The sequence below is a fragment of the Sphaerisporangium viridialbum genome (assembly GCF_049674955.1).
Taxonomy (GTDB): Bacteria; Actinomycetota; Actinomycetes; order Streptosporangiales; family Streptosporangiaceae; genus Sphaerisporangium; species Sphaerisporangium viridialbum.
Genome location: NZ_CP187232.1, coordinates 9835300 through 9850614, shown reverse-complemented (window position 1 = coordinate 9850614; position 15315 = coordinate 9835300). Strand labels below are relative to the sequence as shown.

Genomic DNA, 15315 nt, shown 5'->3' with positions numbered 1-15315 from the left:
TGACTCAGCCCTTCGGGGTTTCCAGGACGGCGGGGTCGGTGTCGAACAGCTCGGCGAGGTCGGCGTCGGTCACTTCCGCGCAGCCTTCGCCAGCCATCAGCTCGGTCCAAGCCGGCGCGAGGTGCGCGAAGGTACGAGCCGCGTACTCGGCCTTGTCTTCCGGGACGTAGAAGGATCGGGCCCGGTACCACTCGCCGTCCTGGGATGCGACGATCGCGACGCCGGGTGTCTCGGCGGCGATGGCGCGGGCGGAGACCAGGGCTGCGGGGTCGAGGTCGCCGAGGGTCATGGTGGCGGTCTCGGGGTCGTTGACGCGGTGGCAGATGCGCCCCGAACACTGGGCACGCAGCGCCGTGACGCCGGGGCCGAGGTCAGAGCCGATGCGCTGGCCGCAGCAGAACAGGTAGATCCCGAACGCGCGACCGAGCTGCCCCACCCGCAGCAACGCTGTGGAGGCCTTGGCGATCTCGTCCTTCTCGGACTTGTCAGCCATCAAGTACAGCTCGGCCAGCTCATCGACCAGGGCCACGACGGGAGTCGGCCGCACGGCATCTGGAAGCTGCCAGATGTTGCGGGCTCCCGCCCTGCGACAGACGATCATCCGGTCGAGCATGAGCGTCACCAGGTCGCCCAGGAGGCTGACCGACTCGGCGCGGGTGGTGGCCAGCGCGGACAAGCGCGCGGAGTAGGGCGTGAACTCAACCCCGCCCTTGAGATCGAACCCGACCAGTGCCACCGGCTGTGGCGCGAGTCCGACGATTAAGGCGTTGGCCAGGTTGGACTTGCCAGATTGGGTGGCTCCGGCGTTGATCCAGTGCGGGACCGTCCGGAAGTCGATCACCCAAGGGCCGCCCGTCTCCAGGCGCCCGACGACCACCTTGAGCAGTTCCCGGGACGGCGGTAGCTGGTCGACCTGGGTCAGCGGGTCTCGGGTCGTGGCCGCCAGGACGACGCGCCCGCGCCGGGGGGAGGAGACGCGGACGGCATGGACGCCCCAGGAGTGCGCCAGCCGTTCGGCAACCTCGGCGTAGTCGGCTGGGATCTGCCCCTCCAGCAGCCGCACCGTGACGCGCCAGCCGTACCGGGTTGGCAGGGGCAGCCACATCCACGGCTTGGTGTCCACGGCGACCCGTTGGAAGCGCCGCTTGACGCGGACGGTGCCGGTGGAGGAGACCAGGCCCTGGACGGTGGTGAACCAGAAGCGCTGCCGCTTCTTGGTCAGGCCGCAGCCCAGGGCGACCTTGCGCCAGCTCGCGCGGATGCTGAGCGCCGCCAGCGGATAGACCAGGCACAGCCAGAACGAGCGGTGGTGCCGGCGGTGCCAGGCCCGGAGCCCGGCCACCAAGGTGACCAGGACTCCGAGCGCGATGAGCAGCGTGTCAGGCACCGCGCACCTCTGCCGGAGCGCTGGCGTTGGCGGGGAGGAGGGCGGAGGCGCGGTAGGAGATGCCCCAGCGGCCGGACAGCTCCCAGACGTAGCCGATCAGTCCGACCGGGGTGACCTCGTCGCCGGGGGAGATGGGCGGCTCGCCCACGATGCTGACCTTGACCAGCTCGATCTTGCCGAAGGTGTCCTCGACCGAGAACAGCACCTCGTACACCGTCTGGCCGCTGGTCTTGTCGGTCTTGAGCTCGCCGGTCTCCTTGTTCACGATGCGCGGGCACGGGGCCTTGACGCAGATGAACTGGAGCCGGGCGACGTCGACGGGAATGGGAATGTTGCGCATGCTGAATAGACCTCTCGTCTGCCTGCTGAGCAGGGGTGATGGACGAGGGAGAACACGCGCCGTCAGCACCGGAGGCGATAGCATCGAAGCGCCAACTAGGGTGCTGATCGCATCCGGGCCTGGGCGGGTCTCCCGCTCAGGCCACTTTCATGTGTGGCCTGTTTCCCGCTGTCGTTGCAGCGGTCGGGCTGGTGTCTGTCACTAACTGTCCCTGAAACGCGAGAAGCGTCTGTGCTGGGCTGTCACCTCCCTTGATTACGGAGAGTCTCAGCGTCAACACAAACGCTACTCGGTACTGCGAGTATTGGCTAGTACTTTTAGTGCGTGGCCACGTACTTTTCTTACGCGCCCACCCGATCGGCGAGTTCTCGCAGGTCAGAGGAGGGCGGGTCTTGCATGGTGAGCAGGTCCGACACGAGCTGCTGGGCGATCCGGTGGTTGCGGATCTGCTCAGGAGTGATGGACTCGGCCTCCAGCAGCGCCGCCACCGCCTCGTCCACCTGGCGGCGCTGGGCGTGCGCGCGGGCCAGATCGACATGCAGCCGGGCGCGGCGCTCGCTGGACAGCGGCGAGGTGTCCACCGTGGCCCCGACGCGCAGAGCGTGGCCGGCGTCGCCCAGCTCGACGGCCACCGCGACCTCGTACAGGGCGACGTTGGCGGGGCCGAACTCGGTGTTGTAGTCGTTGCGTCCCTCGTCCAGCCGCTCGGCGATCTCCCGAGCGCGGGCGAGGTGTGCGTAGGCGGTGTCGGCCTCGTTCAGCCGGGAGGCCGCCACGGCGCGTTGCAGGGTAAGCCCACCCCACAACGACATCGCCTCTGGCTTGCCTTCCTCGGCCAGGAACCACAACGCCTCAGCCGCCGTACGTGCGGTCTCCTCCACCTGGTCGAAGTGCCGTGCCCCAAGGAACACGAACCCCAGCCGGTAGGCCCCGGCCGCCATCAGCAGCGGATCACCCGCCCGCTCGGCCGCCACGATCGCCCGATCCGCGGCAATCCACGCCGCCTCTGGCTCGGCCAGCTTGGCCAGCGCGGCCGAACACGCCTGATAGGTCACCGCCAGCAGCGTGAACAGCTCGGCACGCCGCTCTTCCTCGGCTGAGCGGACCGCGCTTTCCAGCGCCGGAACCAGCCCTTGCAGCAGGTCGGTCAGCTCCAGGTACCGGCTGGCGTGCGTCAGCTCCCACGCGTGATCGACGCGGGTCCTGATCTGCTCGGTAGGCGGGACGGGCGCCGCGTGCAGCATCGCCCGCAGCGAGTGCGCCCCGGACAGCACCAGCCGAAGGCCGGCCGTCCCGGGGATCTCCTCGGCGGCCGCGGCGACCACCGGCGCTTCGGCGGCCAGCTCCGACAGCGGGACGTCCAGCGCTTCGGCCAGCTTCTCCAGCACCGACATGCGGTCGACCTTGCGCACCCCGCGCTCTACCTGCGAGACCCAGGCCACCGACCTGTCGATCAGCCGGGCCAGCTCGGGTTGAGACAGGCCACGTCGTTTGCGCTCCTGGGCGATGCGCCGGCCAAGAGCGCGCTGATACTCGATGCTCACCCGTCTGTTCCCTTACCGCTCTGCAGCTGCAACCAGTCGACCTCGACCGAGGACAGCAACTCGCCCCGAGCGCCCAGGAAGTGCTTGGTGTGGGTCTGCTCCTCGTGGGCGTCGAAGGCCGCCCGGTCACGGTACAGCTCGTAGAAGATCCGCAGGAGCGGCTGGCCGTCGACCCGGTGCGAGGCGTACACCAGCGTCCCCGGCTCCCTGTCGCGGATCTTTTTGATCGTCTCGGCGACGAGCTGATCGAACGCCTCGGCGCTCGCCTCGTCCTTGCAGGTGAACCGGACAACTAGACCAAACACGCGCACCCTCCTTGATCGCAGGCCCGCCGTGGGCCGCGGGCGACCGGTACTTGTCTACGGGACCAGCACTTATTGTGCGACGCAAGTACCCGAAGTCGCTTGTACTGCAAATCCTACACCCGTATTTTAAGTACCGATAGGAGGGCCGTCTGGCCTCTGACCTGCATGATCTTGAGGTGAGCCGACATGATCCCGCGACAACGCCCAAGCGAAGACGAGGCCACGCGGAGCCACACATTCCCCGGGAGCAAGGATCAGGTGCGCGAAGCCCGCCGCTTCGCTCGCACATGGTTGCCCGACCATCCCGACGCCGAACTGATCGCCAGCGAGCTGGCCACCAATGCCATCGCCTACACCCGCACCGGCGCCCCCGGCGGCACCTTCATTGCCACCATCACCGTCCGGGAGGACGGCACCGCCTACCTGGAAATCACCGACCAAGGCGGTCCCACCACCTTCGGCCCCCGCACCTGCACCAGCACCGAAGGCGGACGAGGACTCCCCCTCATAGCCGCCCTCGCCACCGCCTGGGGCATCAAAGGCGACCACACCGGCCGAACCATCTGGGCGGAACTACCTCCGCCGAGTCGGTGACCGACATACAGGGCGCCCTACGCGAGCTGCGGACCCGCTTCCCTCGATGGGCGTTCCTCTACGACCCCTTCGCCCACCAGTGGGTCGCCCTGCGAGGCCGCAAAACCCTCTTCACCGCGGACACCCCTCAACAACTCGCCGCCCGCGTCACCCACACCCAAAACCACCCACGTCCCCCAAGGCCCCAACCCCGCCGATGACCCCGTGCCCCCACCGCCGCCGATGACCCACCACCACACAGCCCCGACAGCCCGCGACACTGACGCCATAACGCCGGCCTGCCCGGTCGACTGCCTCAGGACCGTCCTGTCGACCATCACCCACAACACCCTCACCCACGCCTACGGCGCCTCCTTCTCCCCGCCCCGCACGGTCGCGGACGTCATCACCCTCTGGCACACCCACAGCCTGAACGACATCTGGGGCTTAGGCCGGCGCCGCATCGGCGAACTCGAAGTCGCCCTCATCTACATCGGCACACCCCACCCAGGGAACACCCTCACCAACGACGGCTCCTGAAATAGCGCCGCGAAGCCGGACGAGCTGGACCGTCAGCATGGCCGACAGCTGAGATCATCAAGTGTGTCGATTCCGCACATCCTTGACGACTCCTCCGTGCTGTCGCCCCGAGCACAGCGGTTCGTTCGCGAGAAAGGCCGGCGCGAGAACGTGCCGACCGGTGAACAGCTCCGCGACCATTGGCGGAGACACGGTAGAACCGGGCCGCTGGTGGACAAGATGGTGGACTACCACGCGCGATGGGGCGGCCTCGCCCTTCCCGAACTGGCCATCCCGCTCTATGACGGCGGTCTGGCCGTCATGTACGGAGACGACCCAGACGACATCGAAGGCGTGGGACCGTGCTTCAGCGCCGGCACCGATCACTACTCGGTCGCCCACTGGTTATGCGTCGACCTGCAGGGCTGCTTCGGCGTGCTGTACGAGGACTGGGTACCCCTCCACTCCTCCGTAACCGGATGGATCGAGGCATCGGCCCTCGCCGACGTCGCTCAGACCATGCACCAGATCAGGGTCTGGAGGGGCGATGAAGCCCGTCAAATGCAGAACCTCCTCCAGGCCATCCCGGGGCTGACCTCCGTCCTCGAGGTCGAAGGACTCGCCGACAACTGGTGGGAGAGCGACGGCACACTCCTCGCCACCTACGAGGGAGAGGCCAAGCTGTTCCCGACCGGAAAGGAGTTCACTGCCCTCTACACCGAGTCACAGCACCGAGCCGAAGAGCTCCGTGCACGACTGCTCGGCCTTGGACTCTGACCGAACAGGCTAACCAGACGACTCGCAGAGTCGGCAGGGACGCCATCCAATCGCTTCAAGATCATCGAAGGGCCACGGGCTACGGATGAGTACTTTCTCTACGTCTTTAAAGGCGGCCCGCTGCGCGGCCCGCCGGGCGCGCCGGACGGCCGCGTGCCCGGCTGCGGCTCTCCGGCCGGTCCGGACACGCACCGCCCGGCGCTCCCGAGGGCCGACAGAAACAGCCAGTGGGACGGTGAGAGTAGCTCCACTTGTCTCGTCATGCTGACCAGCTGCCGGATCTCGCTGAGCTAGGGGTGGGCCATCGCACTGATACAGGTTGCGATCGCGCCGTGGCGGGTCATCACACGGAGTGAGGGCGATCGAAGGTCCGGAGCTCGTTCCTCGCCCCGGCCCACCGCGCAACCTGGGCTGACGTGCGTACGTCGCTGGCGCGTCAGAATAGGCCCCGTAGGGTGTGCGGCTGTGCAACGGGCTTGCACTTTGCCCTAAGTATCTTTACGTGTATTCGAAGCGCCCGCTACACGGATGTTGTCGGTCTGGGGTCGGCGCGTACCCCCTTCGATTTGTTCCCATCTAGCTGACCGCTATCAAGAGCGCGCAACACGCCTTTGAACTAACTCTAATCAGTGCGTCCAAGTACTCTTTTTGCCTCTTCGTGCCAGAAGAGCGAAGCGCGACGCGAGGCGACCAGCCCATCTCGAACTCCGTCGAGCATAACGACCATAGTGGCGATGATCGTGCGTAGGTCGCTAGGGAATTCGTCGACGGGACGTCCATTGAACGCAATGAAGCGCATTTTCGGGCTCAGAGTCGAAATAAGTTCCTGCACTGCTACGGCGTCGATGGTCGAATTCAGCTCGTGTGCAGCGGTGTTCCGTATCCTATTCAGTTTCAGCATCGAGGGAAGGTCCTCGCTGGAGATCAGCTGCATTGCCGCAGCAAGATGGATACGCTGACTAAAGGACAATCGCGCTTTCTGTAGGTGCTCAGGCCGGGGAAGAACTTCCTGTAACACGTCGTTGATCATGAGCTCGACCCACAGATGTCCACGGATTATGATCTGAAGCGGCTCTTGCGCGTTGAGGTGTTCCAAGAGGCGTTGTTTGTCTTCCTCGCTAAGCCTTGATCCACCTCCGAAGATCTTAACCTCGAAGGTGTGTTCATCGTCGATCCTGAGGTATCTGGTTCCCCATTTCCTTTGGAGAGTTGTAGCATCCATTGCTCCTTCAAGGCATGCGATACAGTCATTTATGGCTTCATGGCTCTTGGCGTCTGCGACATTCTCGGATAGTTCTTCTAGCTTGCCTCTGACGTCATTGCCATAGTTCCATCGCCGTGCAGGCCTTGCAGAGCGCAGTAATGTCCGAACGGAGTATATGAGCCCTACGACGTTATCCGGTGCGCTTTTGGCTGTGGCGAACAGGAGTGCATCCACTTCAATAAATGCAAGATCCGCCAAGAATCGTCCTCCTTGTGATGATTTGCCGGTTATTATCACATGCGAGAATCGGTGACGCCATCAAGGGGCCGTAACTCGACCGGGCCGGAGGTGTGTGGTGTGGGATCTCGCGACCTCCATCCATGGGAGCCGGAGGGCACGTCCATACATTGGAGTAACGGGTGACCAGCCAGTTCAACCGTGCTCACCGGCGCGTCACAAGCCTCTGACGATGTCTCGTCACGGACCTATGGTTACTTCACGACGACAGGTATGGGGAAGTTCAAAAAGCGGCGTGAGCCGGCCAAGCCTGATCCTGCGAAGCCGGGTGCCGACGAACTTAAGGGCCGAGTGCCGACGAACGCAAGGTACGTCCGAAGCTCGGGAGGATCGATGCGCAGCGAGCTGCGGCCAAGCAAGAGGGCGAACGCTGAAGGTCGCCAGGAGGAGCGAGAGCTTCCAACGACAACCTCAGTAGGCTCGGAATGAGGCCATCGCATCGTAGACGTAGCTAGAGTCCAACAGCAACAAGATCTCTTCAAGCGATATCCGAAGGACGATGCCATCTTCCTCTCGGCGCTCTAAGATGATGCTGATTTTCCACGTGGCCATTGACGCCAGCTCCTCGAACACTGGACGACTCCAATGGATGACGCTACATGCAGCTTCGCGGGTTGCATCAATCCGATCAGCAATGAAATGCGTAGTCTGTGCCGCACGCATTATCTTCAGTATTTAAACAACCGCCCATTAACGCCGATTAAGAAATATGCTAGCACTGACGGAATCTGCTCATATCCTTCTTGTGAGAATAGAATCAGGGCGCGCGGCCTATGTAAAGGCCACTACAATCAACAACTAGCAGGCCGTCCACTGTCTGACCTTAAGGCGAAAATCGAGCAGGGGTCTATCTGTTCGTTTCCCGAATGCGAGAAGCCTGAATATAGTTACGGATTATGTCAGGGGCACTACGCACAAGACTACAATGGCAAACCTCTTAAGCCGTTGCGCACATCAAACAAGGGAAAGATCTGCACGTTCGACGAGTGCGATAAGCCTATGGTGAAAGCTGGGTTATGTCACGGTCACGCGGGGCAACACTATCGAGGTGAAGTCCTAAAGTCTCTCCGGTTGAAGCTCAGTAGGAGCCGGGCCCGTCAATTGAATGCAAGAGGACTGCATTGGTGCGGGCATTGCGAAAAGGAGCTACCTCTGTCCGACTTCGGATGGAGCAAGAAGGATAATTGCCCCCAATCTGGCTGCAAACTATGCCGCAGCATGCGGAAGAAAGCCGCCGCAAGCAATCTCACTCTTGCATTCATCCGCGCACTCTTCGAGTTGCAAGGCTTTAAATGTTATATTTGTTTACGCCCATACGGCAACCCGAAGGAAAATGAAGATGTCGACTGGCTCCACCTCGATCATTGGAGTGGATGTTGTGAAAGGAAAACCAAGGACGATCCAATTTGCGGAAAATGTGTGCGCGGACTTCTGTGTGAGTCATGTAATGCGCGCGGCCTCTCATGGTACGAGAAGCTTCCTGAACACCTGAAGACAATTGAGCGAGTCAACGAATATCTAGGGCGTGCAACCTGGCCAGCAGAAATTGTCCGTCGGAGTCTTAACAGCAAGGTGTGAACCTCGTCCAAATCTGACGACCCGGATGCTCGATACAGCTTGATTCCGCAGTATCGCGAACTTGAGAGATTGCGGCAAATTTTCGTCGGCGCGTGAGGCGCCACAAGGACCCGTACAGCAGCCCGTACAGCAACACCACCGCACACAAGCACACCTCGCCAGACCTATCTACCGCTTGAGCGGGACGGCGAGTGTTCAACCAAGTGACTGCCTCTCCCTACGGATCAGAAGGCCAGGGGTTCGAGTCTTCCCGATCGCACAGATAGGGGCCCCTCGTCATCACCACGATGACCAGGGTCTCTACATATATTCGATCATGTTTCGTCGTCCGACTGTGTTCAGCTCTGATCAGCCGTCTCCGGTTGGTCTTTCCCAATGCTTTCCCACCCGGGAAGTGAGCCTGAGTAGTTGTTGCCTTCCCACTCGGCCATGGCAGTTTCCCACGCATCGACTCTGAGAACGAAGTTGACGACGGACGCCACCAGGTACCCGATTGGCTCCTCCTCCTCGTAGTACTTGGCTATCCGGTCGATGAGGGCTGCGAGCGCCATCGCCGTAGTGGTGACGGGGTCGATCAGCCCTCGGGGCCTCGCGCCGGCGTACCACGAATCAGCAATTGCCCAGGGCTGGCTGTGCGCGATTCCCGATGGAATCTGATAGTGGATCCCTCCACCGAACTTGGCCATGAGGTCCGCTACAAGTCGCGTTGTACGGACTCGAACAGGAGAGACATGTCCGTCGAGCACGACAGCTGAGCGTGCTGCGTTAACACTCATTCCTGCGGTCTCATACCGAGAGATCGCCGAATCCACTGCACGACTTGCCCTATCGGCCAGCGTGCTTACGGCTTGCTGCTGACGGTCCAACATGTCCTGCGGAGGATCTTCTCCTAGGGACATAGCCCCTATCAGTTGCCCGAATGATTGATCGTATCGAGCAGATTCAAGCATTCCTCGGAGATAGATGGCCGCCATGCGAGTGAGGCGCTGCTGTGGCGGGATGCCGACGTCGAGCAGGTAGGCGCAGACGGCAGCGCCTTCAAGAGCCGCCCGCGCAAGGGTCACGAAGGTCCAGTCGTGTCCCGCGCTGCGCCTCAGGTCGAGTCGAAGGGCCCTCGTGTGTTCGACGGTATTTGCGAGAGCCATCAGGGCAGCCTCATGGCCGCTCTCAAGGATCTCCATGCGTGCCGCGTTCGCCGCTTCGTCGGCGCTGTCGCACAGATGGCTCTGATCCTGTGGCTGCAGCCGGAAAGTTGAGCCCTTGCCACCAGGCAGTGAGGTGGCGAACTTACCCACAACGATGATGACGTGCTTCGCTGCGTCAGCAAGAATCTTGTCGGCTTCTTCGACGACGTCGTGGCGTACCGCCTTGACGTACTCCTTGGCGAGCGAGGGCATGTCCACAGGGCTGATGTTACGGATCAAGCCCCGTGGCATGCTCCTGATTTATGTGGTGAATGCCACCCAATATGTGATCGATCCGGCGCGTGGCAATCTCGTAGTGGCCTACGAGGCACTTCTCGTAGGTCCTGCGAACAACCTCCATGCACCGTGGCCCGCGATGACCACGGTGGGATCACCGTGAGTGGGGGCAAGGCGTCGATCTTCCACCCCTGGTCGCTTGACCGGACTCGACTGGCATCGTCGGCTACAAGTACTGGTTGCCCGAGGGCGACCGGTAGACCGAATCGTGAGGTGTGGCATCCCCTGGCCTGTGGTGCGGGCAGGGGCGTCATGTGATGTGGACGCCCGCGGGTGGTGTCCAAATAGCCGGCAGTAGTTCTGTCGCCCTTTGGTAGGCGAGCTTGAGGGTGGCGTGTCGGACGGCCGCAGTTTCTCCGGTCTGGGCCATGAGTACTTCGCGCAGCGGATGACGCGATTCGATGAGGTCGTTGTTGCGCTGTTCGAGCCATGGCATCCAGGTTTCGTGTGGTGCTCGATCCAGCTTCGCCTGATTGCAAGGCTTGCATGACAGAACCAGGTTCCAGATGGCGTCGACATCGGGGCCGTTCCAACGGCGGGTGAGCAGCTTCCAAGGCAGGACGTGCTCGACGACGGGCCCGGTTCTCATTTCCTGCGCCATGACCTGGTTGCAGTAGGCGCAGCGGCCGTCTTGATATCCGCTGAGGGCGGCGACGACTCCGGTAATGCTCTTGCGGCGCTGCTTGGTCTGGAGCACCAGGTGTTGGGTGTCAGGGTCGTAGACCAGCGAGGGGGCGAGTACGGCATCGGAAATGCCGGTCGCCCACGCCGTCTCCACCAGCCGCCAACGGGCAGCGGTTTCGGCATCCAGGTCCTGGGCGTGTACAGATCCGGCGAGTTCGAGTAGTTCCTCGTGCAGCACCAGGCCTGGAGCAGCGGAGTTCTTGCGCTGGTCTTCGTAGTAGCGCACCGGTGCCTGGCCGCCACCGAGCTGGGGGAACGCGTCGATGACGTTGTTGAAGCCGAGCTGGACGGTTCGCCGGTGCAGCGCGTCACGGTCGAGTTCGCCGGCGTTGAACGCGCGGCAGGCGTCCAGGAACTTGCTGCGGGCCGCGATGCCCTGCCGGGGTTGGCGCTGAAGGGCCTGGCAGAGCAGTTCCGCGTACCGCGGCGCTAGCTCCTCGAGTGTGACGCGGTTACGGCCGGTGGCGGCGATTTCCAGCAGTGTCGCGCCGAAGGCGAACTTGTAGGTGGCCGAGTTGGCGCCGTACAACACGATGGCACGCCATACGCTCTCACCGGTGACCACGCCGCGTTGGTAATCCACGAGGGCAGTATCGGTCAGGAGGGCGACATTTTGAGCCAGGAACAGACGATCATCTACGGCAAGCTGGTCCGTGATCGGATCCCGGAGATTATCGAAGCCGACGGCCGGAAGGCCAAGGTGCGCGTCCTTGACGAGTCGGATTTGGTCTCCGCTCTGACAGCCAAGCTCGCCGAAGAGGCCGAAGAGCTGCGCCAAGCCGAGCCCGATGATCGCCTAGGGGAACTGGCTGACATCTACGAGGTGCTGACATCCCTCGCCACAACACTCGGATTCTCCGACGAGCAGGTCCAGGAAGCGGCACGCCACAAACGGGCCAAGCGGGGCGGCTTCAACCGCCGACTGTGGCTTGACGATGTGACGTCAGCTGGATGAATCGCGCCTGGCCATGGTGGTGGAGTAGCGATGATCCACCACGAGGCCTTGGCCAAGAGACGGAAATAGAGGCCATAAGGGGCGCTGTTCAGTCCGTGGGCTGGGAGCGGGCCTTCGGCTCGCTCGTGGCATCCGGCTTGGGAGGGGTCGACGCTGAGGACAGCAGGCTGCGTGCGGTCTCGATCTTGTCGCGTAGCGCGGGGTCGAGGACGAGGAGCAGGTACAGCAACGCCCAGACGAGGCTGGCCAGGAAGGCCGACCGGTAGGTTTCGGCGTCCAGCCCGAGCAGCGGCTGAAACGCGATCACGCCGAGGACCGGTAGGCCCATGACGGCGACCGCTCGGGTGACGGGCAGGACACGGCCACGCCACCCCGGTTTGGCGAGTGTCGCCTCGGCTTTCGCCTGGCGCAGGTGGGACAGTTCGCCGCGGACGATGGCTCCGGCGCAGCGGCGCAGCTCGGCACGCACGAGTCCCAGATCGTCCGGCCCGGATGTGAGGATCTGCCGTTTGAGCCGGCGGAGGGCGCGCGCGGCCGCGGCGGCCCGCTCGGCCAGCCATAGGTCCATCCCGGCGTCCGACGCTCTGAGCTGCTGGGGAAGGTCTCGCTCGATGCCCTGGGCGGCCTGTTCAAGCAGCCAGGTGTCATAGCGCCGCTCGGCGAGAGAGCTTCCGGCACCCGCCCGCTCCAGCCGCAGGATCAGGTCGAAGAGCCGGTCGAGGACGGCCGCCCGGCCGTTGCTCCGGCGGATCATCTTGATCGGCACGCTCCCCAGCCGCCCGTGGAGCCACACGAACGCGCCGCGCGCGGCGTAGGCGGACGACTGACCCAGCAGGATGACGCCGGCGGTCGCCGCGGCCGCGCCGAGGCCTGCCCTCGACAGCGCCATGCTGGCTGCTGCGCAGCCACTCGCGATCATGGCGCCCTTCAGGAACGTCACCCTGTAGCCGGTCGCGATCACGGCGAGCAACGTCGTGGTGACCAGGGCGACTGTGACCGCTGCTCCCGGCAGGGCGAGATTCATCCGCACGGCGGCCACGCCTGCGGCGAGGGCTCCGAGCACGGCCGCGATCCGCCGCCCGGGGTCCTTGACCGTGCTCAGCAAGTGCTCGGCTCGCGCCCAGCGCAGGTGGTACGCCTCGATCTCGGCACGGACCGCCAGCATGCGGCCGTCTTGGGGGATCTCGAGGGAGTCCAGCACCCGCAGGTTGAAGTGCCAGCTTTGCCAGGTGCCCATGACGCTTTGGTCGAAGGCCAGGATGCGCCGGCGCAGCCACCGTATCGGGCCGCCGCTGAGCCATCCCCTTCTGCGCAGCCACGTGCCCTCCATGCTCCTCGCCCCGGCGTGTCGGCCCTCCGCCAGGCGGGCCAGCGCGTAGAAGTGGTGATCCTCATAGAGGCGGGCAAGCCGGTCTGACGCGTCGTCGCCGGTCGCCGCGGTAAGCAACCGTACGGCCTCGACCGTGCAGCCGAGCGTCTCCAACTGGGAGGCCTGTGCCACGATCGCAGCGGGGTCGCCCGGTTCCTGGTCCAAGACCCGTCGGCGCAGGGCCAGCGCCGCCTCCGCGGCCCCGCTCGACTCCACCGCGTCCGCCAGCTGAGGGAGTATCTCTGCGTGCCGCTCCGGCGGGAACAGGGCGAGTACTTCTTCGGCGGTCTGCATCGCCTCGGTCGCCGGGCCGTAGCGGATCAGCTGCTCCCAAAGCGCGAGGTTTCCGGGCAGCCGGGTGACCGCTTCCCGCGCCGTGCTCCGAGCCTGGTCATCCAGGTCGGCGTAGTAGAGATAGCGGGTGCGGGCCGCGTACGCCTCGACGTGGTCAGGGACACGCGTGAGGACCCTCGCCGCGTAGGCAGCAGCCCGTTCATCGCGGTCCATGTCCGACAACAGCTGAGCGGCCGCGAGCAGGGCGTCGCCTCCACCGCCGCACCGCGAGACCAGCTCTTCGACGATCCGCTCCGCCTCGGCGAAAGCGTGCAGGGCAAGCAGCACTTTCGCCCGCGCTGCCATTGGGCGCATCGACGAGGGGTTATGCCGGGCCGCCTCGTCCAGGAGTCGTAAAGCGGTGTCGTCCGCGCGCCGACCGTCGAGCGCCTCGGCCACGTCGCAGAGCAGGTCGGCTCCGTCCACGTAACGCGCCGCCACCGTCCGCGCGACCGCCTCGGCACGGCGCCACCTGCCGAGCTCGATCAGCAGTGTGAGGTGGTCCCTGTGGACCTCGATATGGCCGGGTTCAAGGGCGGCAGCGCGGCGGGCGGCCCGCAGGGCGCGGCGCCGCCAGCCTCGGGCAAGATGCACCTCTCGGCTGAGGTCCCACATCCCTGAGTCACCCGGCCTGCGCCTGATCGCCGCCCTGACTTCCCTCAGCGCTTCCGGGTAGCGCCGGTGATCGATGAGGAGCCCGACCAGGGCACGCCGCACGTCTGGGTCCCAGGGGTTCTCCGCGATCGCCGCCCTGTAGTGCTGGACCGCCTCGTCCACCAGGCCCGCCACCGCGTACAGCTGCGCCGCTTCTATGGACTCGGACGCCTGGTGGAGCCGTTCCAGGACGCCCCGCGCCTCGGCCGGACGGCCGAGACGGACCAGCGACAACGCTCGCGACCTCAGCAGCACCGCGTCATCGCGACGAATCTGCAAGGCCTGTTCGGTCACACGCAGGGCATCGGCCTCGCGGCCACGTCGCCGGTAGGCTTCCGCGATGTCCAAGTAGGTCTTTGAGGTGATCGGCTCGTCGGCCGCGTCCGCCGCCCGCTCGGCGTCCGCTGGGTGTCCCCGGGCGGCCAAATCCGCCACCCGAGCTTCCGGCGGAAAGCCGCTGTCCGCCCGCCATGCCTCGGCCTCTTCGTGCCTCCCAAGGGCGCGCAGGCAGGCGAGCCGGTCCAGGATCGCCTCGATGTCCGGCGGGCCGGCCTGGAGTGCTCGGTCGAGGTAGGGCAGCGCGAGCCCGTGGTGGTCGCGGGCGATGTACGCATCGGCCACCTCCCGCGACCTGTCCGGCGGCAGCGACGCGAAGACCTTCCCGGCCTCGGGGAGCCGCAGCAGTTCGAGAAGGGCGACACCGCACATCATCTTCAGATCGGAATCGTCCGGTTTACGGAGGAGACCGATGCGTGCCGCCTGGAGCGCGTCGCCGGACAGATGGGCATCGGTGGCCTGGCCGGCCAGCAACAGCCAGAGCCGGGCGCTGTCCGGGCAGTGCCCGACCGCCTTCCGAGCCTCCCGCAGCGCTTCGCTCGGCCGGCCGGCCGAGGTCAGATATGCGGCATGCCGCTCACGCGCCTCCGGATGACACGGATCGGCCTCCAGCGCCCGGGCGGCGTGGCGGGCGGCGCGGGCGTTCTCCGAAGCGTCACCGAATGCCCGGGCCACTTCCAGGCTTCGGTCGCGAAGTTCCTCGGGCGGGCATTGCGCCAGGTAGGCGTCGAAGACGCGTTCACTCTCCTGGACACGCCCCATCTTCAGCAAGGTCACCGCCCGCAGACGTAGCGCCTCGCGGTCGTCGGCTGGGTCGCCGAGCAGGCGCAGGGCCTGGTCTAAACGCCCAGCCGTAATACATTCCTCGACCAGCGCCAGCACGTTCCCTCCAGTAGCTCCTCACCCGTTGTATACGCGAGACAGTGATTTGTCGGCAGAAGTTCGCAGAAGCTAGCAAACATTGGGCGCTGAAGCGCGA

General features: G+C 64.7%; 14 protein-coding genes. 5 read left to right on the top strand and 9 right to left on the bottom strand.

Going from position 1 to position 15315, the window contains the following annotated elements; translation table 11 throughout:
* Positions 1 to 4: 4 nt before the first annotated feature.
* The 4 genes from ACOZ38_RS44415 to ACOZ38_RS44400 form a co-directional block, all read right to left on the bottom strand.
* Complete coding sequence (locus tag ACOZ38_RS44415) at positions 5 to 1387, bottom strand: FtsK/SpoIIIE domain-containing protein (protein ID WP_424536808.1); 1383 nt, start codon at positions 1385 to 1387, stop codon at positions 5 to 7.
* Positions 1380 to 1727 carry a hypothetical protein gene (locus ACOZ38_RS44410; protein ID WP_424536807.1) on the bottom strand — a complete coding sequence of 116 codons (348 nt, stop codon included), beginning with the start codon at positions 1725 to 1727 and terminating at the stop codon, positions 1380 to 1382. The genes ACOZ38_RS44415 and ACOZ38_RS44410 overlap by 8 nt, the downstream gene beginning before the upstream one ends.
* Before the next feature lie 341 nt (positions 1728 to 2068).
* Positions 2069 to 3271 (bottom strand): helix-turn-helix domain-containing protein, encoded by a 1203-nt coding sequence (locus ACOZ38_RS44405; protein ID WP_424536806.1) that lies wholly within the window; start codon positions 3269 to 3271, stop codon positions 2069 to 2071.
* On the bottom strand, positions 3268 to 3576 hold the full coding sequence (locus ACOZ38_RS44400; protein WP_424536805.1) for a putative quinol monooxygenase: 309 nt from the start codon (positions 3574 to 3576) through the stop codon (positions 3268 to 3270). Before ACOZ38_RS44400 ends, ACOZ38_RS44405 begins: the two co-directional genes overlap by 4 nt.
* Before the next feature lie 186 nt (positions 3577 to 3762).
* Between ACOZ38_RS44400 and ACOZ38_RS44395 the strand changes: the two genes are divergently transcribed.
* The 3 genes from ACOZ38_RS44395 (at position 3763) to ACOZ38_RS44385 (ending at position 5445) form a co-directional block, all read left to right on the top strand.
* Positions 3763 to 4170 carry an ATP-binding protein gene (locus ACOZ38_RS44395; RefSeq protein ID WP_424536804.1) on the top strand — a complete coding sequence of 136 codons (408 nt, stop codon included), beginning with the start codon at positions 3763 to 3765 and terminating at the stop codon, positions 4168 to 4170.
* Positions 4171 to 4392: 222 nt separating this feature from the next.
* Entirely contained in the window at positions 4393 to 4689 is a 297-nt protein-coding gene (locus tag ACOZ38_RS44390; RefSeq protein WP_424536803.1) for a hypothetical protein, read from the top strand.
* Between the two features lie 63 nt (positions 4690 to 4752).
* Positions 4753 to 5445: a hypothetical protein gene (locus tag ACOZ38_RS44385; RefSeq protein WP_424536802.1), complete on the top strand. Its 693-nt coding sequence runs from the start codon at positions 4753 to 4755 to the stop codon at positions 5443 to 5445.
* A 622-nt stretch (positions 5446 to 6067) separates the two neighbouring features.
* Here the strand turns inward: ACOZ38_RS44385 and ACOZ38_RS44380 are convergent.
* A complete protein-coding gene (locus tag ACOZ38_RS44380) occupies positions 6068 to 6907 on the bottom strand; it encodes a hypothetical protein (protein ID WP_424536801.1) in 840 nt (279 codons plus the stop codon).
* Between the two features lie 450 nt (positions 6908 to 7357).
* Entirely contained in the window at positions 7358 to 7519 is a 162-nt protein-coding gene (locus tag ACOZ38_RS44375) for a hypothetical protein (protein WP_424536800.1), read from the bottom strand.
* Between the two features lie 645 nt (positions 7520 to 8164).
* Between ACOZ38_RS44375 and ACOZ38_RS44370 the strand changes: the two genes are divergently transcribed.
* Positions 8165 to 8524 carry an endonuclease domain-containing protein gene (locus ACOZ38_RS44370; RefSeq protein ID WP_424536799.1) on the top strand — a complete coding sequence of 120 codons (360 nt, stop codon included), beginning with the start codon at positions 8165 to 8167 and terminating at the stop codon, positions 8522 to 8524.
* Between the two features lie 338 nt (positions 8525 to 8862).
* Here the strand turns inward: ACOZ38_RS44370 and ACOZ38_RS44365 are convergent, their stop codons facing one another.
* Together ACOZ38_RS44365 and ACOZ38_RS44360 are read right to left on the bottom strand one after the other, a co-directional pair.
* The gene (locus ACOZ38_RS44365; RefSeq protein ID WP_424536798.1) at positions 8863 to 9927 is read right to left on the bottom strand and encodes a hypothetical protein; all 1065 of its coding nucleotides are present in this window, start codon (positions 9925 to 9927) and stop codon (positions 8863 to 8865) included.
* Between the two features lie 328 nt (positions 9928 to 10255).
* Positions 10256 to 11272: an HNH endonuclease gene (locus ACOZ38_RS44360; protein ID WP_424536797.1), complete on the bottom strand. Its 1017-nt coding sequence runs from the start codon at positions 11270 to 11272 to the stop codon at positions 10256 to 10258.
* Between the two features lie 30 nt (positions 11273 to 11302).
* Here ACOZ38_RS44360 and ACOZ38_RS44355 point away from each other — a divergent pair, with 30 nt between their 5' ends.
* Positions 11303 to 11644 carry a phosphoribosyl-ATP pyrophosphohydrolase gene (locus ACOZ38_RS44355; RefSeq protein WP_424536796.1) on the top strand — a complete coding sequence of 114 codons (342 nt, stop codon included), beginning with the start codon at positions 11303 to 11305 and terminating at the stop codon, positions 11642 to 11644.
* 88 nt (positions 11645 to 11732) lie between these two features.
* Here ACOZ38_RS44355 and ACOZ38_RS44350 read toward each other — a convergent pair whose 3' ends face one another.
* Positions 11733 to 15218 carry a tetratricopeptide repeat protein gene (locus ACOZ38_RS44350; RefSeq protein WP_424536795.1) on the bottom strand — a complete coding sequence of 1162 codons (3486 nt, stop codon included), beginning with the start codon at positions 15216 to 15218 and terminating at the stop codon, positions 11733 to 11735.
* Positions 15219 to 15315 lie beyond the last annotated feature (97 nt).

What these genes read in the sequence shown, in the direction of transcription:
- ACOZ38_RS44410 (WP_424536807.1), bottom strand. Translation starts at nt 1,727, where the DNA reads ATGCGCAACATTCCCATTCCCGTCGACGTCGCCCGGCTCCAGTTCATC.
- ACOZ38_RS44395 (WP_424536804.1), top strand. Translation starts at nt 3,763, where the DNA reads ATGATCCCGCGACAACGCCCAAGCGAAGACGAGGCCACGCGGAGCCAC.
- ACOZ38_RS44390 (WP_424536803.1), top strand. Translation starts at nt 4,393, where the DNA reads ATGACCCACCACCACACAGCCCCGACAGCCCGCGACACTGACGCCATA.
- ACOZ38_RS44370 (WP_424536799.1), top strand. Translation starts at nt 8,165, where the DNA reads ATGCGGAAGAAAGCCGCCGCAAGCAATCTCACTCTTGCATTCATCCGC.